The 22,517-nt window shown below is 71.4% G+C and carries 19 protein-coding genes; 5 read left to right on the plus strand and 14 right to left on the minus strand.

From position 1 onward, the window contains the following. Positions 1 to 55: 55 nt before the first annotated feature. The 12 genes from murG to E1P53_RS06200 all read right to left on the minus strand — a co-directional run bounded on the left by murG (position 56) and on the right by E1P53_RS06200 (position 14,556). Positions 56 to 1,249, minus strand: a complete 1,194-nt coding sequence (murG, locus tag E1P53_RS06145; protein ID WP_083900163.1) for an undecaprenyldiphospho-muramoylpentapeptide beta-N-acetylglucosaminyltransferase — start codon at positions 1,247 to 1,249, stop codon at positions 56 to 58. A gap of 50 nt (positions 1,250 to 1,299) precedes the next feature. Then, positions 1,300 to 3,243 (minus strand): putative lipid II flippase FtsW, encoded by a 1,944-nt coding sequence (gene ftsW, locus E1P53_RS06150; RefSeq protein WP_244941121.1) that lies wholly within the window; start codon positions 3,241 to 3,243, stop codon positions 1,300 to 1,302. Between the two features lie 5 nt (positions 3,244 to 3,248). Continuing rightward, complete coding sequence (gene murD, locus E1P53_RS06155) at positions 3,249 to 4,823, minus strand: UDP-N-acetylmuramoyl-L-alanine--D-glutamate ligase (RefSeq protein WP_131733725.1); 1,575 nt, start codon at positions 4,821 to 4,823, stop codon at positions 3,249 to 3,251. Beyond that, positions 4,816 to 5,913, minus strand: coding sequence for a phospho-N-acetylmuramoyl-pentapeptide-transferase (gene mraY, locus E1P53_RS06160; RefSeq protein ID WP_006900621.1), 1,098 nt, complete (start codon positions 5,911 to 5,913; stop codon positions 4,816 to 4,818). The genes murD and mraY overlap by 8 nt, the downstream gene beginning before the upstream one ends. 91 nt (positions 5,914 to 6,004) lie before the next feature. Then, entirely contained in the window at positions 6,005 to 6,517 is a 513-nt protein-coding gene (locus E1P53_RS06165) for a UDP-N-acetylmuramoyl-tripeptide--D-alanyl-D-alanine ligase (RefSeq protein WP_131733726.1), read from the minus strand. After that, positions 6,514 to 8,205, minus strand: coding sequence for a UDP-N-acetylmuramoyl-L-alanyl-D-glutamate--2,6-diaminopimelate ligase (locus tag E1P53_RS06170; protein WP_109237651.1), 1,692 nt, complete (start codon positions 8,203 to 8,205; stop codon positions 6,514 to 6,516). The genes E1P53_RS06165 and E1P53_RS06170 overlap by 4 nt, the downstream gene beginning before the upstream one ends. Before the next feature lie 223 nt (positions 8,206 to 8,428). After that, on the minus strand, positions 8,429 to 10,375 hold the full coding sequence (locus E1P53_RS06175; RefSeq protein WP_006900624.1) for a peptidoglycan D,D-transpeptidase FtsI family protein: 1,947 nt from the start codon (positions 10,373 to 10,375) through the stop codon (positions 8,429 to 8,431). A gap of 83 nt (positions 10,376 to 10,458) precedes the next feature. Continuing rightward, complete coding sequence (gene ftsL / locus E1P53_RS06180) at positions 10,459 to 11,361, minus strand: cell division protein FtsL (RefSeq protein WP_131733727.1); 903 nt, start codon at positions 11,359 to 11,361, stop codon at positions 10,459 to 10,461. A 2-nt stretch (positions 11,362 to 11,363) separates the two neighbouring features. Beyond that, positions 11,364 to 12,350, minus strand: a complete 987-nt coding sequence (rsmH, locus tag E1P53_RS06185) for a 16S rRNA (cytosine(1402)-N(4))-methyltransferase RsmH (RefSeq protein WP_131733728.1) — start codon at positions 12,348 to 12,350, stop codon at positions 11,364 to 11,366. Between the two features lie 234 nt (positions 12,351 to 12,584). Then, positions 12,585 to 13,028, minus strand: a complete 444-nt coding sequence (gene mraZ / locus E1P53_RS06190; protein WP_006900627.1) for a division/cell wall cluster transcriptional repressor MraZ — start codon at positions 13,026 to 13,028, stop codon at positions 12,585 to 12,587. A 461-nt stretch (positions 13,029 to 13,489) separates the two neighbouring features. Continuing rightward, positions 13,490 to 13,891, minus strand: a complete 402-nt coding sequence (locus tag E1P53_RS06195) for an SCO2097 family morphological protein (protein ID WP_006900628.1) — start codon at positions 13,889 to 13,891, stop codon at positions 13,490 to 13,492. A gap of 179 nt (positions 13,892 to 14,070) precedes the next feature. Beyond that, the gene (locus E1P53_RS06200; RefSeq protein ID WP_006900629.1) at positions 14,071 to 14,556 is read right to left on the minus strand and encodes an SAV_6107 family HEPN domain-containing protein; all 486 of its coding nucleotides are present in this window, start codon (positions 14,554 to 14,556) and stop codon (positions 14,071 to 14,073) included. A gap of 524 nt (positions 14,557 to 15,080) precedes the next feature. On the opposite strand from E1P53_RS06200, the gene E1P53_RS06205 reads away from it, so the two are divergent. The 3 genes from E1P53_RS06205 to E1P53_RS06215 are packed head-to-tail and all read left to right on the plus strand — an operon-like array spanning position 15,081 to position 18,307. Further along, a complete protein-coding gene (locus E1P53_RS06205) occupies positions 15,081 to 15,740 on the plus strand; it encodes a GNAT family N-acetyltransferase (protein ID WP_131733729.1) in 660 nt (219 codons plus the stop codon). After that, positions 15,737 to 17,374 carry a phytoene desaturase family protein gene (locus E1P53_RS06210; protein ID WP_131733730.1) on the plus strand — a complete coding sequence of 546 codons (1,638 nt, stop codon included), beginning with the start codon at positions 15,737 to 15,739 and terminating at the stop codon, positions 17,372 to 17,374. The genes E1P53_RS06205 and E1P53_RS06210 overlap by 4 nt, the downstream gene beginning before the upstream one ends. Before the next feature lie 12 nt (positions 17,375 to 17,386). Then, positions 17,387 to 18,307, plus strand: a complete 921-nt coding sequence (locus tag E1P53_RS06215; RefSeq protein ID WP_131733731.1) for an LppM family (lipo)protein — start codon at positions 17,387 to 17,389, stop codon at positions 18,305 to 18,307. A 59-nt stretch (positions 18,308 to 18,366) separates the two neighbouring features. On the opposite strand, the gene E1P53_RS06225 is transcribed toward E1P53_RS06215, so the two are convergent. Then, complete coding sequence (locus E1P53_RS06225) at positions 18,367 to 19,344, minus strand: methylenetetrahydrofolate reductase (protein ID WP_131733733.1); 978 nt, start codon at positions 19,342 to 19,344, stop codon at positions 18,367 to 18,369. An 11-nt stretch (positions 19,345 to 19,355) separates the two neighbouring features. On the opposite strand from E1P53_RS06225, the gene E1P53_RS06230 reads away from it, so the two are divergent. Beyond that, the gene (locus tag E1P53_RS06230; protein WP_131733734.1) at positions 19,356 to 20,543 is read left to right on the plus strand and encodes a polyprenyl synthetase family protein; all 1,188 of its coding nucleotides are present in this window, start codon (positions 19,356 to 19,358) and stop codon (positions 20,541 to 20,543) included. Next, entirely contained in the window at positions 20,540 to 22,072 is a 1,533-nt protein-coding gene (locus E1P53_RS06235; RefSeq protein WP_131733735.1) for an alpha-(1->6)-mannopyranosyltransferase A, read from the plus strand. Before E1P53_RS06230 ends, E1P53_RS06235 begins: the two co-directional genes overlap by 4 nt. Here the strand turns inward: E1P53_RS06235 and E1P53_RS06240 are convergent. Next, positions 22,060 to 22,425, minus strand: coding sequence for an Rv2175c family DNA-binding protein (locus E1P53_RS06240; protein WP_006900636.1), 366 nt, complete (start codon positions 22,423 to 22,425; stop codon positions 22,060 to 22,062). The two genes, E1P53_RS06235 and E1P53_RS06240, sit on opposite strands and share 13 nt — an antisense overlap. Between the last annotated feature and the right edge of the window lie 92 nt (positions 22,426 to 22,517).

A 22,517-nucleotide genomic window follows, 5' to 3' on the forward strand; every position in this document is an offset into this window, starting at 1 on the left:
TGTCCCGACCCGTTGTCGTCTGCCGCGTCACCGATCTCACCGCCACGTCTGCCCGTCACCGCCGCCGTGCCGATCGCCGCGAGGCCCCACCGGTGTTCGCGCGGTGGTCGCGCGCGAGCTCGAGAGCGGCCTCCGCCACCACCGCGGCCGCGTCCCGATGCCCGGTCCCGGCTGCGGCCGCCGACATCTTCTGCAGTCGTTCGGAATCCTGCAGGAGCGCGATCACCTCGCGCTCGACGTATTCCGCATCCACCTCGGAGTCCTCGACGAGCAACCCGCCGCCCGCCTCGACGACCGGCCGCGCGTTGAGTCGCTGCTCGCCGTTGCCGTGCGGCAGCGGGACGTAGATCGCCGGCAGCCCGGTCGCCGAGACCTCGGCGACCGTCATCGCGCCGGACCGGCACATCACCAAGTCGGCGGCGGCGTAGGCGAGATCCATCCGCTTGAGGTAGCTGACCGCGCGGTACGGCGGCGCGCCGTCGACCGCCACCGGGTCGATCGAGTTCTTGGGGCCGTAGGCGTGGAGGACGCCGATACCGGCCTTGCCCAGGGCCTCGGCGGCGCCGGAGACGGCCGCGTTGAGACGCTGGGCGCCCTGCGAACCGCCGAACACCAGCAGCGTCGGGGCGTGCTCGTCGAGCCCGAAGTAGTGGCGCGCCTTCGCTCGCAGCGCGGGCCGGTCGAGTTCGGTGAGGGCACCCCGGACCGGCATGCCGACGACGGTCGCGTCGAGACCGGAACCCTCGACCGCGGCCAGGATGCGGTCGGCGAATCGCGCGCCGACCTTGTTCGCGATGCCGGCCGAGGCATTGGCCTCGTGGATCACGATGGGGACGCGGCGACGGCCGCGCAGGTGCATGCGGGCGGCGAGGTAGGCCGGGACCGACACATAGCCGCCGAAACCGATCACGACGTCGGCGTCGACGTCGGCGAGGACCTTGCGCGTCGCCGCGACCGAGGACACCAGCCTGCCCGGCGTCTTCGCGAGCTCGACCCCGGGCTTGCGGGGCAGCGGGACCGGCGGGATCAGCCGGAGGTCGTAGCCACGCTCGGGGACGAGGTCGACCTCGAGCCCGCGCCTGGTGCCGAGAGCGGTGACGCGTGCGGTCGGGTCGAGGCGCCGGATGGCGTCGGCCACGGCGAGCGCGGGTTCGATGTGCCCGGCCGTGCCGCCACCGGCGACCACGACCGACAGGCCTCGCCCGTTCGGCGTTCCGGTCTTATCAGATTGTCCTGCAGCCGAACTCACCGGCGTCGTCACTCCATCCCCAGCCACTGTGCACGTCTGTCCCGCCTTCGTCAGCGGCGTCCCGCGCGGCCGTGGGACGACCTGCCGCGCCCGGGATCGGCGGACCGCGACGTACGCGGCTGGTGCGCGCCCGCCCGCCATCCCGGGGACGCCGAGCCACGCATGGCGCCGGCGGCGGGATACCCGCCACGGTAGTCGACGCCGGTGCGGGCCGTCGGCGCAGGTCGTGTGCGCCCGCCCACACCCGGGTGCCGCGTCGATGCGCGTCGCCCGTACGCCGGATCCGGCGCCTTCGCGCCCGTCACGTCCTGCTTCTCGCCTCGCTTCCACGGCATGGAGAACCGGCCGTGAGCGGCCTCGCCGGCCGCCCGCGCGCGGGGAGCGGCGCCGCGGCGGACGGTCGCCGGGCCGCCTCTCGCGCCGCGACCGTCCACACGTCCGTCGCCGCGCGCGGCCCCGCGTCCACGCGAGGGTCCGGGCTCGCGTCGGAACGAGGTGCCCCTCGCCTGCCCGGCCGCCTTCCGGCGACGGTCGAGCCGCTCGCGAGCCATCTCGACCCGCGACTGCCGGTAGGCGACCGGGGCCGGCAGCCGCAGCCACCGCGCCACACGGCTCGGCGGGGCGGCCGTGAGCGCCGCGACCGCCTCGGGTTCGTGCCGCGCCGCGTTGGCGAGCAGGCCCAGCATCGCCAGGACGGTCAGCGTCGACGTGCCGCCGGCGGAGATCAGCGGGAGCTGGATGCCGGTCACCGGCAGCAGCCCGATCACGTAACCGATGTTGATGAACGCCTGGGCGAGGATCAGGACGGTGATGGTCGAGGTCATCAGGCGCAGGAACGGATCGGTGGACCGGTGCGCGATCCGGAACCCCACGTAGCCGAGCAGGACGAACAGGAACACCACCAACAAGCCGCCGATGAGGCCGAGCTCCTCGCCGATGATCGCGAAGATGAAGTCGTTGTGGGCGTTCGGCAGATAGTTCCACTTGGCGCTGGACTGGCCGAGTCCCACGCCGAAGACGCCGCCGTTGGCGAGCGCGTAGGTGGCCTGCCGCGCCTGGTAGCCCGCACCCTGCGGGTCGTCGACGTTGCCGAGGAAGCTCATCACGCGCTGCGAGCGGTAGCCCTCGACGAGCGCGAGGGTCACCGCGAGCGCGACGCCGGTGGCCGCGAAGGCGGCGAACACCTTGATCGGCAGGCCCGCGAACCACAGCAGCGCGCCGACGATGATCGCGATCGTGATCGTCGTGGAGAGGTTGGGCTCGAGGATGATCAGCACGCAGATCAGCAGCGCGACCGGCACGAGCGGGATCAGCAGTTCCTTCAGTGAGGCGTTGTCGCGGCGGCGCGACGCCAGCAGGTGGGCGCCCCAGACGCACAGGGCGACCTTCACCAGCTCCGAGGGCTGCACCGAGATGCCGGAGATGACGAACCAGCGCCGGGCGCCCTGGCTCAACGTGCCGATGCCGGGCACGAGGACCAACGCGAGGAGCACGATCGTCACCACCATCGCGGGAGCTGCGAAGCGGCGCATCAGGCTCACCCGCAGCCGCAGCATCATGTAGAAGACGATCAGGCCGAGACCGGCGAAGATGACCTGGGTGGTGAACAGCCCGTAGGCCGAACCGTCCTGCGAGTAGCCCTCCACCGAGGACGCCGAGAGAACCATCACGAGGCCGAACGCGGTGAGCAGGAAGGCCAGGGTCAGGACGAGCTGGTACGACGCGAGCGGACGCGCGAGCAGGTTGCGCACCGCGTCGACGACCATCGCCGGGATCGACGCGGTGATCGCGGCGGCGTCCGAGCCGCGCGCGGCGGCCGTCGAGGCCGGAGCCGCAGCGTCCTTCGACTCCGCGTCCCGCGTTCGCCGGGACCGCTTCGCAGTGGTGTCGTTCTCGTCCTTCATCGCAGATCCGTTCTCGGATTCGTGCTCGTCGGGACCGGTCGGGACGGCGTCATCCGACGCGGTGGCGTCGACCGCGTCGTCGGTGCGCATCCGGCTCACCGCCGAGCGCTGGTGCCGGCGATGCGTCGGGCCGCATCGGCGAAGGCGTCGCCGCGCCGGGAGTATCCGGCGAACATGTCCAGCGACGCCGCGGCGGGTGCGAGGAGCACCGCGTCGGGCGCCGGGTCTCTCGCGACCGCGAGCTCCCAGGCCTCGGAGACCGCCCGCTCCATCACGGCGACGGCGGTGTCCACACCCGACGAATCGATCGAGAAGGGGACGGGATCGGCATGTCCCGGGCGATGCACGTTCACAGTGCCATCGTCCCCTGTGAATACTGTGACTGTTGGGACTTCTGGGGCGTGTCGTGCAATTGATTCGACGACCAGGTCACGATCGCGGCCGATGGCGACCACTCCGGCGAGCCGGTCGCCGACCGCGGTCAGCATGTCGTCCATCGACGCCCCTTTGAGGAGACCGCCCGCGATCAGCACCACCCGGCCGAACGCGGACACCGCGGCCTGCGCGGCATGCGGGTTGGTGGCCTTGGAGTCGTCGACGAAGACGATCCCGTCGCGCTCGGCGACCACCTCGCCGCGGTGGGCACCGGGACGGAAGTCGCGCAGGGCCGACCCGACGGCGTCGCGGGACACCCCGATCGCGAGGGCGAGGGCCGACGCGGCCAGGGCGTCGGCCACCCCCGAGGGGCCCGCCGGCCGGATGGCGTCGGCCTCGACCAGCTCGCCGGCGCCGAACGCGCGGTCGACGAGCCGGCCGTCCTCGACGCCGAGCTGACCGTCCTCCGGCGGCGCGAGCGTGAACCCGACACGGCGTCCTGCGGTGGACAGGGTCGAGGCGACGGCGTCGTCGAGGCCGACCACGCCGATGTCCCCGCGGAGCGCGCCGGTCTTCGCCTCCGCGTACGCCTCGAAGCCCCCGTGCCAGTCGAGGTGGTCGTCGGCGATGTTGAGCACGACTCCGGCGGCCGGCCGCACCGACGGGGCCCAGTGCAGCTGGAACGACGACAGCTCGGCGCACAGGACGTCGACGCGCGGGGTCGCCCGCATCGCGTCGAGGACCGGCAGGCCGATGTTGCCGCAGGCCGCGCCGGATCGGCCCGACCGCTCGACGATCTCGGCGAGCATCGAGGTGGTCGTGGTCTTGCCGTTGGTCCCGGTCACCACCAGCCAGGTGCGGGGTTCGCCGAGCAGCCCGGCCGCGTCGACTCGCCACGCCAGCTCGACCTCGCCCCAGACCGGGACTCCCTCTTCCCCGGCGCGGACGACGAGGGGGTGGGTCGGCGCGAACCCGGGCGAGACGATGACGACCGCGGTGTCCGACGCCCAGCCGTCGTCGGCCAGGAGATCGCCGACGGACACCGCCCGCGCGCCCTGCTCGACCAGCTCGGCCGCCCCGGCGACGGCGTCCACGGCGGCCCGGCGGGCGTCGGCATCGGCATCGGCCGCGGCGAACCGGTCGTCGGCCAGCACCAGGCGGACGTCGCGGGTCAGCAGATACCGCGCCGCGGACAGGCCCGCGGTTCCCGCACCGGCGACCACCACGGTCCGGCCGGTCAGGCCCAACGGGTCGTCGCCGGTCCGGCCGAGGTCATCCATCGAGCCGTCAGCCATTGGAGGTGAGGAACTCGCCGTAGAACAGCGACAGGCCGAGCGCGCAGGCGATGGCGGTCAGCAACCAGAATCTGATGATGACCGTGGTCTCCGCCCAGCCCCCGAGTTCGAAATGGTGGTGGAACGGCGCCATCCGGAAGACGCGGCGTCCGGTGGTGCGGAAGAACGCGATCTGGATGACCACCGACATGATCTCGGCGACGAACAGGGCGCCGATGACGACCGCGAGGAGCTCGGTGCGGGTGGTGATGGACAGGCCCGCCAGGAGGCCGCCGAGGGCCAGCGAACCGGTGTCGCCCATGAAGATCTTGGCCGGTGCGGCGTTCCACCACAGGAAGCCGAGGCAGGCGCCGCCGCCGGCCACCGCGATGATCGCGAGGTCGAGCGGGTCGCGGACCTGGTAGCAGCCGGTCGGGATCTCGCTCGGCGGCTTGGCGCCGCCGGCGCAGGCGTTCACGAACTGGAAGAACGTCACCAGGACGTACGAGCCGAGGACCATCGCCATCGAGCCGGCGGCCAGGCCGTCGAGCCCGTCGGTGAAGTTCACCGCGTTCGACCAGGCGGCCACGACCAGCCAGCAGAAGATCACGAAGACCACCGCGCCGAGGCCGATCGCGTCGATGTCGCGGACGTAGCTCAGGTTGGTGCTCGCGGGCGCGAGTCCGTAGTCGTTGCGGAACTGCAGCACCAGCACGCCGAAGAGGATGGCGGCGATGAACTGCCCCACCGACTTCGCGGTCTTGTTCAGGCCGAGGTTGCGGTGCTTGCGGATCTTGATCATGTCGTCGAGGAAGCCGACGAGGCCCAGCGCCGTGGCGAGACCGAGCACCAGCAGGCCCGAGGCGGTGGGTCCGTTGCCCGGGTCGGTGAAGACGCCGACGAGATGCGAGCCGAAGTAGCCGGCCCACAGCGCGGTGAGGATCGCGACGCCGCCCATCGACGGCGTGCCGCGCTTGGTCTGATGGCTCTTGGGGCCCTCGACCCGGATCTCCTGACCGAATCCCTGGCGGGAGAACACCTTGATGAGGACGGGGGTCAGCAGGATCGACACCGCGATCGCGATCGCACCCGCGAGGAGGATCTGGGTCACCGTGCTGCCCCCGTGTTGACTCGTCTGTTCCCGACCACGCCTGTCTCTCCGACTCCTGTGCTGTTGTCCGGCCGCGCCGGCGTGCGCGCCGTCATGCGTCTGCGTCCTCGGATTCCGGATCCTCGAACCGGATCCGCCACCCGCAGGTCTCGCCCCATGCCTCGATCACCGACCGCAGGTCGGCGGTGGCGGCGGCCAGCAGGATCACGTCGCCGGCGGCGGGGCGCCAGTCCGGCTCGGCGGCCGGCAGCGCCGCGGCGGCCTCGACCGAGTCGACGATCCGGGCCTCGTCGCCCCACGACCCCTCCATGACCGCGCCCTGGTGGAGGGCGTGGACACAGCGTGAGTCTCCGACGCACAGGGTCTTGTCCACGGCGAGGCGGACCGCCTGACGACCGAGCAGGTCGTGCTCGACGACCCGCTGATTCTCCTCGATCCCCTCCGGCGTCGCCACCTCCGCGATGACCGCCCAGGTGCGCGGCCCCTCGCCGGGTACGGCGCGCTCGGCGGCCGCGCGTTCGACGAGGCGGCGCAGCAGGATTCGCGCGTCGTCGACCGACACGGGCGCATCCGGGCGGATGACCGTGACGAACGCGTCGCTCATCGATCGCCCTCCGCCGCCGGGGTCGACGCCGAGGCGTCCCCGATGACCGATTCGAGCGCCTGAGCGACGACCTCCCGGTCGTCGAACGGATGCTTCACGCCGTTGATCTCCTGCCCTGTCTCATGTCCCTTGCCCGCGACCAGCACGATGTCTCCCGGCCGGGCCCAGGCGATGGCCTCGGCGATCGCCGCGGCCCGGTCGCCGACCTCGCGCACGGGTTCCGCACCGGGCGGGCGATCTGCCTCGTCGACCCCGCGGGCGCCGGCCAGGACCTCAGCTCGGATCGCGGCCGGGTCCTCCGACCTCGGGTTGTCGTCGGTGACCACGACCAGCTCGGCGCCGCGCGCGGCGGCCGCACCCATCAGCGGCCGTTTGCCCGCGTCACGGTCGCCGCCGGCGCCGAGCACGACGGCGAGCCGGCCGGCCGACGACTCCGTCCCGCCGAGCTGTCCGCGCAAGGTGGTCAGGACCGCTTCGACGGCACCGGGCTTGTGGGCGTAGTCGACGAGCGCGAGGAACGGCTGTCCCAGGTCGACGCGCTGGAGGCGTCCGGGCACGCTCACCTTCGCGACCGCTTCGAGAGCCGTGCTCACCGGCACCCCGGCGGCGTGCGCCACCGCGACGGCGAGCAGGCCGTTGGCCACGTTGTAGCGGCCCGGCAACGGGATCACGAGCTCGTGGCGACCCTCGGGCTCGACGATCGGCGTGTGCGTGGTGCCGTCCGGGGCGGGAACCGACTCCCCCGCCCGCCAGTGGGCCGGGGTCGGCCCGGTCGACACGGTGACCGGCTGCATGTGCGGCGCCTCGCCGGGCCGGCGGGCGATCTCGGCCATGCGCCGGCCCCAGTCGTCGTCGACGCAGATCACCGACCGCACCGCGTGCACCGGCGACGCCGGCGCGAACAGCTGCGCCTTCGCGTCGAAGTACGCGCGCATCGAGTGATGGAAGTCGAGATGGTCCTGCGACAGGTTGGTGAAGGCGCCGATCGCGAAGTGGGCACCGTCGACGCGCCCCAGCGACAGGGCGTGACTGGACACCTCCATGACGACGACGTCCACGCCGTCCTCGAGCATCGACGCCAGCAGGGCCTGCAGGGTGGGCGCCTCGGGGGTGGTGAGCGAGCTGGGCTGCGCGACCCCGTTGACGCGGGTCTCGACGGTGCCGATCAGACCCACCGAGTGACCCGCGGCCAACAGGGCGGCCTCGACGAGGTACGACGTGGTGGTCTTGCCGGAGGTTCCGGTGATGCCGATGAGCTTCAGCCGCTGCGAGGGGTTGCCGTACACGCGGGCGGAGACGCTGCCCAGCACCGACCGCGGGTTGGAATGGATGAGGACCGCGACCGCGGTCTCCGGCGGCAGCACGCGCGCGAGTTCCGCGCGGCCCGCGGAATCGGTGAGGATGGCGGTCGCCCCGGCCGCGACGGCCTGGTCGGCGAATCGCGCACCGTGGGTCGACGCGCCGGGTAGCGCGGCGAAGAGGTCGCCGGGCCGGACGTCCTGGGCCCGGAGTGTGACGCCGCGGACGGCGGTGTCCCGGTCGGCGCCGCCGACGAGGTCGAGGCGGGCGCCGGTCGCCGTCGACAGCACGGTCACCGCGGTGGGCGCGACCTCGCGCGGGCGGCCGGGGACCTTGGCGCCCTTCTTCTTGCCACCGGTCCCCTTACCGGCAGAGCCACGAGACGCCATGCGTATCTCGCCTCCTCGTCCTGGTCGGGTGTTCTGGTCGGTGTCACCGGCCGTCGGCCGGGCGGGCGGAAACGGTCCCGGCCGTTGCCGGTCGGGTACTGCGTGCGGAGCGCAGAATCCCACTCACGATACCGACCCGTCGAACCCGTGCCGGGACGCGGTGGGCCTTAGTGCCCGACCCCCATCGACCCGATCCCGGCGACTCGGCGTCGGTCGACGGGCCTCAACGCGCGGTCAGGGTCAGGCGCGGGGCCGGCGGCGACAACGGCACCTGCGAGCGCTGCAGCATCCACGAGGCGATGGTCGAGAACAACGGGCCCGCGGACTGTCCCCCGGAGCCGTCGGAGCTGCGCCGCGGGTTGTCGAGCATGATGCCGATGACGTAGCGCGGGTTGTCGGCCGGCGCGATCCCCGCGAACGTGATGTTGTAGCGCGAGTTCGAGTAGCAACCGCACGAGGGGTCGACCTGCTGCGCGGTGCCGGTCTTGCCCGAGATCTGGTAGCCGCTCACCGCGGCCTTGGCGCCGGTGCCCATCTGCTCGCCCATCGGGTCGTCCTGCACGACCGAGCGGAACATGTCGCGGACGACGCGTGCCGTCTGGGGACTCACCACCCGGATCGGCTCGGGACGCGCGCGCTCCTCGGGCTCCTGCCCGTCGCGCTCCTCGGAGATGAGGATGCGCGGCGGGATGCGCAGACCGTCGTTGGCGATGGCCTGGTACATCGCGGTCATCTGCAGCAGCGTCATCGAGAGGCCCTGTCCGATGGGCAGGTTCGCGAACGAACCGCCCGACCACTGGCTCAGCGCGGGGACCTCGCCGGCGCTCTCGGCGGGCAGGCCGACGCCGGTCCGCTGCCCCAGCCCGAACCTGGACAGCATCTCGGCGAAGCGCTCCTCGCCGACCCTCTTGGCCAGCATCAGGGTGCCGACGTTGGAGGACTTGCCGAAGATGCCGGTGGTCGTGTACGGCTCGACGCCGTGCGCCCACGCGTCACGGACGGTGACCCCGGACATCTGGATGCTGCCGGGGACCTTGTGCACGGTGTCCGGGGTGGTCAGGCCGTATTCGATCGCGGCGGCCGCGGTGACGATCTTGTTGACCGAGCCGGGCTCGAACGGCGAGGTGACCGACGGGTTGCCGAGCTCGGCCTTCGGCTGCTCCGACAGCGGCAGCGAGGCGTTGAAGGTGCCGTCGTTGGCCATCGCGAGGACCTCGCCGGTCTTCGCGTCGAGGACCACCGCCGAGGCGGACTTGGCGCCGGAGAGCTGCTTGGCCTTCATGACCTCGCTCTGGACGAACCACTGGGTGTCGGAGTCGAGGGTCAGCCGGACCGTGGCGCCGTTGATCGCCGGGTGCACGTTGCGCATGCTGCCGGGGATGATGGCGCCGTCGGAACCCCGGTCGTAGGTGCGGGACCCGTCGGTTCCGGACAGGATCGCGTCGAGCGACGCCTCGAGTCCGATCAGCCCGTTGCCGTCGTAGTTGACGTCGCCGACGACGTTCGCGGCCAGCGAGCCGCCCGGGTAGAGCCGGATGCTCTGCGGGTCGGCGCCCACCTCCGGGTACTTCTCGGTGATCCGCGACGCCACATCGGGACTCACCGACCGTGCGAGGTACACGAAGGTCTCGTCGCCGGTGATCTTCTCGAGGAGGTCCTTCTCCTCGATCGACCCGCCGAGCATCTCCGAGACGCCACGCGCGATCTCCTTCAGCCGGGTGTCGACGTCGGGCAGTTCCGGGTTCTTCTCGTGCTCGTCGGCGATCGACTTGCGCACCGCCTTGGGCAGGAAGGTCAGCGCCCGCGCCTCGTCGGTGTAGGCGAGCGGACGGCCGTTGCGGTCGAGGATCGAACCGCGCTTGGCGGTGAGCACCTGGGTGTACTCGCGCTGCTGGGCGGCCTCGGCCGAGATCGAGCCCGACTGGATGGTGTGGACGACGATCATCTTGGTCGCGACCGCGAGCACGATGAGCAGCACGACGACGCCGAACACGCGTGTCCGGAAGCCGAACGAGGAGAAACCCCCGCCGTTGCGGGGGCCGCCTCCGCCGAAACGTGGCGGCTTGCCGCCGGAACCGGATCGTCCGGCGCTCCCGCCGGAACCGCGGCCCGGGCGACGTCCCGGGCGGGACGGCCCCTGGCCGACTCGCTCGAAGGTCGCACGTGTCATGCTGGTCAATTCTTCACCGCTTCAGGGTCGTATCAGGGATTTGGCTTCGGTGGTTCGCGATTCGTCCGTGCGCATCCGCCACCTCAGGTGCGGGGCACCACGTTCGGGGCCGGTACGGGCGTCGTCGGTCGCGGCGCCGGGGACTGCTGCGCCGGCGACCGGGGGTCCGGGCTCGGAGGTGCCTGGCCTGCCCCCGGGGTCGGCGGGAGCGTGTTCACCGGTGGCGCCGGCTGTCCGGAGGGCGACGGCGGCGCCGGCTGTCCGGAGGGCGCCGGGGCGGGCGGGTTCGCCGGGGCGGCCGCAGCGCTTCCGCCCAGACCGATCGAGTCGTCCACCTGCTTCGGGTCGATCTTCTCGGTCGGGTCCGGGGTGGGCTGCGGGTTCAGGTCCACCATCGGCTTGCCGGAGGCCGGCGCGGGCTTGCCGACGATCCGCGGCCGACGGGGATCGTCGACGATCATCCGGGCCGGGTTCTGCGCCGGGATCATGCCGAGACGTGTTGCCTCCCGGGACAACTCGGGCGCCGAGTTGCCTGACTCGTAATCGCGCTTGAGGGCGTCCCGCTGGTCGATCAGGGCCTGGTTCTCCGCCCGCTCGATCCCGAGACGGTAGGAGTCCTGCGCCGCCTTCGTCGACAGCCACAGGCTCAGTCCGAGCCCGAGGACGAGCAGCGCGATCACCGGGACGACGAAAGGCGTGTGCTGCAACCGTTCCCGGAACGACACCCCGGCCAGCGACAGTCCCCCGCGGGTTGCGGGTGTCGTCGCCGCCATGCGCTTGCGCCTGCGATCGAGGGCACGTTGCGCAGCCTTGGACCGGGTGGCCCGCTCGGATTCCATCCGGGCACGCCGCGACAGCCGGGTGTCACCGGCCGCGGCGCCGCGTCGTGATCCGCGTCCCGCGTCGCCCCGACCGCGGGCGTCCGACCGCCTGGACTCCGAACGTCGTGAGCCCGAGCGCGTCGGGGCCTCTTGCGCGACAGTCATGCTCAGCCCTTCTTCTCGACTCGTTCGATCGCCCGGACCCGCACCGGGGCGGATCGCGGATTGCTGGTCAGTTCCTCCTCGTCCGGACGCTCGGCACCGCGCGTCACGAGACGGAATTCGGCCGCCATGCCGGGCAGTTCGACCGGAAGCCCGGGCGGCGACTTCGACGTCGTACGGGCGACGAACTCCCGCTTGACGATCCGGTCCTCGAGCGACTGATAGCTCATGACCACCACCCGTCCGCCGACGACGAGGGCGTCGAGCGCGGCCGGAAGCGCCTCCCGGAGAACGTCGAGTTCGTGGTTCACCTCGATGCGCAGGGCCTGGAAGGTCCGCTTGGCCGGATGCCCTCCGGTGCGGCGGGTGGCCGCCGGGATGGTGGCGTACAGCAGCTCCACCAGGCGTGCGCTGGTGGTGAAGGGTTCCTTCTCCCGCTCCCGGATGACGGCCGAGGCGATCTTGCCCGCGAAGCGCTCTTCCCCGTACTCGGAGAGGACCCGGGCCAGTTCGCCGTGCGAGTAGGTGTTGAGGATGTCCGCGGCGGTCAGCGGGTCGGCGGGATTCATCCGCATGTCCAGCGGGGCGTCGACGGAGTAGGCGAAGCCGCGGCCGGCCTGGTCGAGCTGCATCGAAGAGACCCCGAGGTCGAACAGGGCGGCGTCGATCGACGTCTCCCCCGCCTCGGCGAGGACGTCGTCGATCTCGTGGAAGGTCGCCTGGTGCAGCGAGATCCGGTTCGAGTGCGGCTCGAGCCGACGCCGCGCGATGTCGAGTGCCGAGGAGTCCCGGTCGATGCCGATGACCCGCACGTTCGGGAAGGCGTTCAGGATGAGTTCGCTGTGCCCGCCGGCTCCGAGAGTGGCGTCGAGGAAGACGCGGGTCTCGTCCGATTCCAGTGCCGGGGTGAGCAGTTCGACGATCCGGCGCCCCATGACCGGGATGTGGCCGAACTCGCCGGACCGGCGTGTGTCGTCACCAGTGTCATCCACTCGAGGGCCCCCATCGGCGTTTCGGCCTGATCGTTCGGCAGGTTCGTGTCGGCTCTTCCATCTGTGTCACCGAGGTGACGTCTCGGGCAGGGTCGCAGAGTGCGGGTCCGGGGTTCCGGATGGAGCGGGGTCCCGGTCCGATCACGCACCTGGCGTTGGGGAAGTACGCCAGGGTCGTGCCGGACCGGGGCCTCGTGCCACCCGAAGCCGTGGTCCTCTTCTGCGGCCCCTCGGCTACAGGACCGCGTTCAACGCGGCCGAGTTGGCTGCCGAGAAGTCCTCCTCGTGCCGGGCCTGGTACTCGTCCCATGCGGCCGAATCCCAGATCTCGACGTGGTCGTAGGCGCCGAACACCACGCATTCCTTGGACAGTCCCGCGTAGGTCCGATGGGCGGCGGACAGGACGATCCTGCCCTGACCGTCCGGCCGCTGTTCTTCCGAACCGGCGAAGAACGTCCGCTGGAACGCACGCAGATCGGGGTTGCTGCGTGACGCCTCGACGATCCTCGCCGCGATCGCGTCGAACTCCTCGGTCCGATACACCGACAGGCTGTGATCCTGGCCTTTCGTGACCACCAATCCTCCCGCCAGATCGTCGCGGAACCGCGCAGGCAACGTGAGTCGCCCCTTGTCGTCCAACTTGGGCCGGTATTCGCCGACAAATCGCACAGACGACATGTCGACACCTCCTGCCCCCTGGGATTCACGCTCCGGATCGCTTCACCCAGTGCTGTCACAGTACCCCACTTTCCCCCACTTTCCACCCCAGGTGCCCACTCGATCTCCCATCGGCAGTAAATCCCCAGTTCAGAAGGGTGAAATTTTGGGTCGATCTGCGTGTCCCGACGATCGGACCACGTCGAACCGCGGTTACACCCGAGCCTCATGTGACGTGAGAGGCGTCTGCGACCTGCATTTGTCCCGGAGTGGGGCGAAGTGGGGAGCCCAGGTGGGGGGAAGTGGGGACTCCCGGTGGGGAGCAGTGGGGGAACGCGTGGCGGGCGGCCGCGTACCGTCGGGCCGGCAGCCGCGGTACCGGGTCCGACATACACGCAAAGAGCCGCGTCCCGAGACGGGACGCGGCTCTGTCTCTGAGTCGTATCGGGGCCACCGACGCCCTCAGGGGGCGCGGTGGGGCCTCACTCCTGTTCGAAGCGGCGGTTGAAGCGCTCCTCCATCCGTTCGGACAGCTTGCGCTTGCCTCCGCGGCCACCGGCAGGCTTGCGGGCGCCGCGACCGATGGGGGTCACCGTCGCGTCGTCGGAATCGTCACCCCACAGGGCGAAGAGTCCGGCGCCGAACATCACCAGGAAGCCCAGGAGGCTGACGATCGGGAAACCCCCGATGTCGATCTTGACGATGAGACCGCCGACGAGCAGTACCAGGCCGACGGCGAAGATCGCCACGGCCTGCAGGCGGCGACGGCCACTCGACCTGCCCAGCCGACGGCTCTTGACGCTGGACGCAAACTTGGGGTCTTCCGCGTACAGAGCGCTCTCGATCTGTTCGAGCATGCGTTGCTCGTGCTCCGAAAGTGGCACCGACCCTCCTTCTCCCTGATCCGCGACGCCGACGTCGGTCAACCGCGACCGGTAGGGCGTCTGCGCCATATATACACCCATGATACGAGGTGAAATCGGCCGCGACCACCATAACCGGGTCTTGTACGGGACGAACCGATCACGGTTTCATGCCGAGCACACAGGAAACGTGCCGCACCTCACGCGGTCTGCCCGATATGGACCTCGTCCGTCCCGAATTTGCCTTGTTCGTAGGCGATGACGAGGGTCTCGACCTTGCGAAGGAAGTCGACGACGAGCAACCGCATGCCGGCGACGCTCTCCGGATCGAGAGTCCGGATGATCCCCGACTCGATCTTCATGCGTACAGACGACAGCGATGCGAAGCGCGCGGCGGGACCGGCCAGCTCGGGCACGACGACCCCGATGCGCGTCCACGCGTTGGAGGTCCTGCGCCGCGTCGTGGTCGGCGGCTCGCCGATCGCGAGCGCCGCACCTGCGGCACGCAGCGCGACCAGATAGAGCTGCCGGAAACGCTCGGCGTCGTCGGTGACACCGTCGGCGTTGTCGAGGAGCAGATGCGCGCGCTGGAGGAGATCCCGGGCACGACCGACCATGACCGGGTCGACGGGAACCCCGCGGCGCGACCCCGATGCAGACCGGCGGGTGGTGGTCCTGCTGGGCATGGCGTCCTCCTCTCTGCCGTGCACCCCTCTCGTGCACCGGGCCGGCAACACCCGGCGTTCCGTGCCGCCGGGGCTGTGTCGTACCGAAGCCTGCCGGAAGGGTCTGACATCGCTCGGCCCGCTCACTCGGCGGAGTGCACCACACGTGCGGCGGCGAGGCGTGTCCGGCGGCAGACGCTTCCCTCGTCCGCCACCGGACCGCCCGAGTCGTCGGATGAACGCGAACAGCTTGCGGAGGCACATTCATCGAACACCCGTTCGACACGTTCAATATAGCTAGCGACGGGCACCTCTTCAAGACGTGGACCGTCACCTTCGTGCGGGCGCGGATCGGCCGATCGGCACACGCACGTGGATCGAACGCAACTGGTTCAACACCAGGGCCCACGGCCCGAATTCCGCGACCGGCGGGTTCGGGGCCACGGGCGGAGCCTGCACCGAGAGGACAGTCCCACCAGCATGGTCCAGAACACCGCGACCCACCGGGTGTGGACGACGGGCGCCGATCGACAGGCGGCCCGGCCGTGACCATCCGGCTGGTGACCCTGAGCGGTCAGGACTCGCACATCTGGCTCGAGCCGGCGCTCGACGTGTACGTGACCGCGATGGGATACCCCCGCGGGACCGAGATCCATCGCGCCGCCCTGTGGCGCGAGCACATCGCCCGGCCCGGCTGGCGCGCGATCGGGGCGATCGCGACCATCCCACCGGACGAGGCGCAGGCCATGCCCGCCGCGCGGCGCCGGGTCGCCCCGCCCGTCGGCCGGGGCCCGGGCGACGTCCTCGTCGGCATCGCCTACGGCTACACCGGCGCCACCGGCCAGTGGTGGAACCAGCAGCTGCGACTCGGACTGCGCCAGACCGGCCGCTCCCCCGAGGACATCGAGGCCATCGCGCGCGACTACTTCGAGCTCACCGAGCTCCACGTCCACCCCACCGCCCAGGGGCACGGCATCGGACAATGGCTGCTGGTCAACCTGCTCGCCGACCGTCCGGAACGCCACGTCCTGCTGTCGACCCCGGAGATCCCGGCCGAGCGCAACCGGGCCTGGTCGTTGTACCGACGCATGGGTTTCCAGGACGTCCTGCGCAGCTTCACCTTCACCGGCGACCCGCGCCCGTTCGCCTTCCTCGGCCGCCCGCTGCCCCTCGAGTTCCGCCCGCAGGCCGGCGAGGCGGGATGACCGCGCCGCGCACCCCGTCGGCCACACCGCACGGCCTCCGGCGCGATGCGGTGATCGTCGGCGGCGGCCACAACGGTCTCATCGCCGCGGCCTATCTCGCGCAGGCCGGGCGCGACGTCGAGGTGCTCGAGCGCGACGCCATCCCCGGCGGCGCGGTGTCCACCGTCGAGCGCTTTCCGGGACACCGCATCGACCGCGGCTCGTCGGCGCACCTGATGATCCGGCACTCCCCCGTCCTCGACGACCTCGACCTCGCCGCCCACGGGCTGCGGTACATCGACTGCGACCCGTGGGCATTCGTCCCGGCCACCGACTCGGCTCCGGCGATCGTCTTCCGCACCGACCTCGACGCCACCTGCGCTTCGATCGAACGTTCTTGCGGCGCAAGGGATGCCGCCGCCTACCGGGAGTTCGTCGCGACCTGGACCCCGCGGGCCGCGGCGGTGATGGACGCGTTCTACCAGCCGGCGACGATGGGCCGTTTCGGCCGCTCCTTCCTCGGCCTCGGGTCCACCGCGTCGTCGGCCCGCACCGGCGTGATCGGCCGCCGCGGGGGCGAGATGCTCAACCTGACCGCCGAGCTCATGGCCCCCGGCGACGCGCTGCTCGACCGCTGGTTCGACTCCGAGCACCTCAAGGCCGGCCTCGCCTGGTTCGGCGCGCAGTCCGGCCCGCCCATGAGCGCGCCGGGCACCGCGCCGATGATCGGTTTCGCCGCACTCATGCACCGGATTCCCCCGGGACGCGCGGTCGGCGGCAGCGGGGCCCTGACCGACGCGCTCGTGAGCCGGATCGGCGCCGACGGCGGGCAGATCTCGTGCGGCGACCCCGCCGTGTCGATCACGCGATGCGGCGACCACTGGCGGGTCGAGACCGCGTCCGGTGATCGCCGCTGCACGCCGACGGTGATCAGCGCGTGCCACGTCCTGACGACGCTGGACCTGCTCGCGGCGGGCGGATTCGACCCGGCGACCATCGAGCGCTGGCGACGCGACATCGTCGTCGGCACCGGGATCGGGATGGCCGTGCGTCTGGGCACCACCGCGCTGCCCGAGTACCAGGGCCTGCCCGACGACCTGCCCGCGCACGGAGTGCATTCCGCCCTCGGACTCCTCGTCACCGACCGGTCGCACCTCGTGCGCGCGCATTCCGCGGCGGCGGGCGGTGAGCTGCCGCCGCGACCGGCGGTGGTCGCGATGAGCTTCTCGGCGATCGACCCGGGCCTCGCCCCCGAGGGCCGGCACGCGATCAACCTGTGGGCGCAGTGGCATCCGTACCGGCTCGCCGCAGGCGACTGGGCGGACGCCGGTGCCGCCGCGGCCGAGGCCGTGTGCGCCGAGGTCGACCGGCACGCACCCGGTTTCGCGGAGTCCATCGATCACAGGTTCGTCCAGACGCCGGCCGACCTGGAGGAAGAGCTGGGCATGATCGGCGGCAACATCATGCACGTGGAGATGTCGATCGACCAGATGTTCATGTGGCGTCCCACGCCCGATCTCGCCGGTCACCGCGTGCCCGGCGCGGACGGGTTGTTCCTGGCCGGGGCGTCGACACACCCCGGCGGCGGCGTCACCGGCGCCAGCGGATACATCGCCGCCCACGCCGTCTTGCGGCGCAGACGGCTCTTCGGCTGAGCGTCTGGCACGATGAGCAGCGTGCGATCGTCGACTCCCGATACGGATTCACCGACCCTCGATGCCGCTCGCGGCCACCGGTCCCGTCGCCGCCTGACACCGCTGGCGGTCCTCCTCGCGGCGTTGCTGCTGTCGCCGCTGACGGCCGGCTGCCTCGAGCGGTCGACGACCGTCGGCGACCGCTACTCCGGCAACGTCATCGTCGCGACCTCCCCGGACAACCCGCGGGGAGCGCCCCAGCTCGACATCCCGGAATCGATGCTCGGCCAGGTCTCGGTGACGGAATACAAGGAGAGCCCGGACGACGAGAACGGGGACGACAAGAGCGGGGACGAGAAGGACGAGGAGAAGGTCACCCGGGTCGGCACCCGCGCGAGTTTCACCGATCTCACCGCCGGCCAGTTCGGTCAGCTCGGCGACATCGTCGCCGACGCCTACGGCGAGACCTCGCTGACGATGGACCTCACCGCCAAGCGCAGCGGCGAGGTGGTCCGGTTCCGCGGTGACACCGACCTCTCCGAGCTCGTGCCCAATCGCGACCACGTGCAGCTCACGGTGACCTTCGGCGGGCCGGTCACGGCCACCAACGGCGAGCAGGTCGGCGAGTCGACCGTCACCTGGACACCGAAGCCGGGCGAACCGTCGGACCTCAGCGCCGACGCCACCTACCCCGATCCGGCGACCGCGGCGGTGAGCAGCTGGTCGTGGTTCCTCGCGATCGTCTGCCTGCTGGTGGTCGCCGTCATCGCGCGGATGGCCTACCGGATGCGCTACAAGGGCCCGCGCCCGGGACGTCCGACGAAGAACACCACGTCGACCTCGCTGTCCGCCGAAGGACTGTCGGCCGCGGCCGACCCGACTCCCCCGGCCACCGCGGGCAAGGGATCATCGGGCAACAACTCGTCGGGAGAGGCCTCCGGCAAGGACGCCTGACCGGCGCCGAACCGGCAACCCGGGATCGCAGGCCCAGCGGGCCCGCCCGGCAGCGGACGTCAGGCCGGGACGTGGAGCACCGCGTCGACGTCGACGCCGAGCCGGCCGAGCACCTCGGTGGTCGCCTTCGCGAAGTTGAGGCTGCAGAAGTGCAGGCACGGCGCGCCCTCGGCGATGAGCCGCTCGGCGGTTTCGGTCGCGAAGTCGATGCCGACGGCGCGGACCGCCTCGCGGTTCTCCTCGGGCCCGTCGCCGGCGGCCTTCGCGAATCGCTCCTCCACCGCCGGCGGGATCACCGAGCCCGACAGGTAGGCCATGCGCTTGATGCTCGCGAGGGAGGTCACCGGCATGATGCCCGGGATGATCGGCTTCGCGCCCTGCTCGGGGTCGGCCTTGCTCACCCGGTCGCGCAGGCGCAGGTAGTCCTCGACGTCGAAGAAGATCTGGGTGATCGAGTACTCGGCACCGGCACGCAGCTTGTTCACCAGGTTGGCGGTGTCGTGCTCGAGATCGATCGCGCGGTGGTGCCCCTCGGGGAAGGAGGCGACGCCGACGTGGAAGTCGCCGAGTTCCTTGATGAGCCGGACGAGTTCGACGGCGTACTCGACGCCGTCGGGGTGCTTGACCCACTCGCCCAGCGGATCACCGGGCGGGTCGCCGCGCAGGGCGAGGAGGTTCGTGATGCCCTGATCGGCGTAGGCGCCGACCAGCGCGCGCAGCTCGTCGACGCTGTGGTTGACCGCGGTCAGGTGCGCGACGGGCAGCAGGGTGGTCTGGGCGGCGAGCTCGCCGGTGATGCGCACCGTCCGGTCGCGCGTGGACCCGCCCGCACCGTAGGTCATCGACACGAAGGCCGGGGACAACCGCTCGAAGATGCGCACCGCGCGCCACAGCCGGGCCTCGCCGTCGGCGTCGCGCGGGGGCATGAACTCGACGGAGAACGGCACCGGTCCACGGTGCGGAGCGGACAGGCGTTCGACGATCGAAGGTGCCGGAGCGGTTGGGGTCACCCGCTCAGTGTAGAGAGCGATTCGCATAGCCTGGCAGGGTGACCTCCGCCATCCCCATGCCGGCCTCGCTCGATGCGGTCCCGGCGGCCGTCGAGGCCGAACTGCGCACGTTCTTCGACACCGCGGTGCCCGCGGCCACCGAGATCGCCCCGGTGGTGGGCGCCGCGGCCGGGCTCGTCCGCGAGTTCGTGTTGCAAGGCGGCAAGCGCATCCGTCCGGTGTTCGCCTTCGCGGGCTGGCGTTGCGGGATGACCGAATCCGCGCGGCCCGACGAATCTGCGGCCGACGGTTCCGGTCTCGACGACCCCACGGTGGGCCGCGACGCCTCCGACGCCCTGCGCGTCGGTGCGGCACTCGAACTGGTCCAGGCCTGCGCCCTGATCCACGACGACATCATCGACCACTCCGACACCCGCCGGGGGAACCCGACGCTGCACCGCGTCTTCCAGTCGCGCCACGTGGAGGCCGAGTGGGCCGGTGACGCCGCCGAGCACGGCGTGGCGGCCGCGATCCTCGCCGGCGACCTCGCGCTCGCCTGGGCCGACGACCTCGTGCACGACCACCGGCCGGGGGCACCGACGGAATCGGCCGAGGGCGCCGACCGGCGGTATCGCGCACTGCCCCCGGCGGTCGGGGCCACGTGGGCGTCGATGCGCACCGAGGTGCTCGGCGGGCAGTTCCTCGACATCGTCAACGAGGCCAGCGGCGACGAGTCGGCCGCGGCGGCATACCGGGTGATGGAGTTCAAGACCGCCGCCTACACGGTGGCCCGCCCGCTCGAACTCGGCGCCCGCCTGGCCGGTGCGTCCGAGCCCCTGGTGGCGACGCTGCGCCGGATCGGCCACGACCTCGGCATCGCGTTCCAGCTGCGCGACGACCTGCTCGGCGTCTTCGGCGATCCCGCCCGCACCGGCAAACCGTCCGGCGACGACCTCGTGTCCGGCAAGCGCACCGCCCTGCTGGGGACCGCGCTGCGGCGCGCCGACGACACCGACCCGGCACTGGGGCAGCATCTGCGCGAGCTGATCGGACGCCCGCTCGACGACGCCGAACTGGATTCGGCCCGCGGCATTCTCGTCGACGTCGGCGCGGTCGCCGAGATCGAGACCGCCATCGACGACCTGCTGGGCAACGCACTCGCCGCACTGGACTCCGCGGACATCGGCGACGACATCCGGGCCGAACTCACCGCGGTGGCGCACCGGACCGCGCATCGCGAGGCATGACCATCCGCCGCGATCTCCTGATCGGCGCACTGGGTTCGGTCCTGGTGTGCCTGGGCAGTTTCGGCGTCGGCGACCCGCCCCGCAACTGGACCGTCCTGACCGACCTGGGGATCAGCTGGATCACCTACGGCCACGGCAAGAACGTCTCCGGCGTCCTCTTCTGGGCCGGGGTCTTCTGCATGGTGTTCGCGTGGGTCCGGCTGGGGCGCGGACTCCTCCGTGCGGCTCGACGACCGGACGGCGGGGACGACGCACCGCCCGCGCCGGGCACCCGGACGCTGCAGCGTTGGCTGTTGGCCTGGGCGGCACCGCTGCTGGTCGCCGCGCCGGTCTACAGCCGCGACGTCTACGCCTACCTCGCGCAGGGCGCGGTGTTCGGCGCGGGCTTCGACCCCTACGCCGACGGGCCCGCGCACAACCCGGGGCCCCTCGTCGACTCCATGGCCACGGTCTGGGCCACCACCACGGCCCCCTACGGACCGTTCACGATGGGCCTGTTCCGGGTGGTCACCGACGTCACCGGCGACCACGTCGTGCTCGGCGTCCTGGCCATCCGGCTGGTCCTGCTGCCCGGACTCTTCCTGTCGCTCTGGGCGATCCCGCGCCTGGCGGCTCATTTCGGCGCGTCCCCGCAGACCGGACTGTGGCTGGCCCTCTTCAACCCGATGGTGCTCATCCACATCGTCGCCGGCCCGCACGTCGAGATGCTCATGATGGGCGTGCTCGCCACCGGCCTCGCCCTGGTCGTCGCCGGGCGCCACGCCTGGGGCACGGCGGTTCTCGCGATGGCGGTCTCGATCAAGATCACCGCCGGGGTCGCGGTGCCGTTCGTGCTGTGGATCTGGCTGTCGCACATCCGGTCCCGGCGTCCGGTGACCCCGCGCGACGTCGTCGGGGTCTTCGCCGCGATCGTGGCGATCTCGCTGGCCGTGTTCGGCTTCTGGACGCTGGTCGTCGGGCTGGGCGTCGGCTGGCTGACCGGACTCGGGTGGGCCGACGTCATCATCAACTGGTTCACGATCCCGACCCTCGTCGCGCACGTCGTGACCCTCGTCGCGGCGCCCTTCGTCGCGCTGAATCTGCAACCGGTGCTGGAGATCACGCGCGCCATCGGCTCGGCGGTGCTGGCGCTGGTCCTCGTCACACTGTGGTGGCGCAAGCGTCACGACGAGCGGACCGCGGTCGCGGGCATCGCGTGGGCGATGCTCGCCGTCCTGGTGCTCGAACCGTCCACGCTCCCCTGGTATTACACGTGGGTGCTCGTGGTCGCGGTGGCGTTCACGCTGCACCGCTGGACGTACGCGACGGTGGTCGGGGCGTCGACGTTCCTGCTGATCGTCTTCCAGCCGGACGACGCGATCGTCTTCTACAAGCCGTTCGAACTCGTGCTGGCGTTCGCGCTCGCCGGACTCGCGGCCTGGTCACTCGTGCGGCCGGATCCGTTGCGGCTCGGCCGGTTCGGCCGCTGGGCGTGGGGCGCCGAGGACGCCGCGGGAACCCCGGCCGGGGTCACCGGTCAGAAGGCCTGAGCCTGCGCCCGTCTGATGACCTCGCGCGCGGAGTGCGTGTGCAGCGCGGCGGCCGGGTGGAGGCCGAGATCCTCCTGCACGGTGAACAGCCACGCCAGCGCCTCGTCGCGCGTGTAGCCGCCGTCGAGCAGCACCTCGACGAGACCGTAGAAGTGCTTGACCACTCCGAGGTCGTCGAAGAACACCGCCGGGACGGCCGGTTGACCGCCGCGGGAGACGGCGAGCAGGTGATGGTCGCGGATCAGGGTGCGGACACGGTTCGACGACACGCCGAGACGCTTGGCGACATCCTCGACCGAGAGTGTCTCGACATCAGGGGGCAGAGTGTCCGGGGACAACGGTAGGGAACCCACGTGATGCAGCGTAGCGGCTGCGCGGGGCCGGTGAAACCGCAGCACCGGCACCCGGTGTCGGTCGATCCGCACGATCGGCCGACACCGGTCGG

This window comes from Gordonia paraffinivorans (assembly GCF_900683595.1).
Taxonomy (GTDB): Bacteria; Actinomycetota; Actinomycetes; order Mycobacteriales; family Mycobacteriaceae; genus Gordonia; species Gordonia paraffinivorans.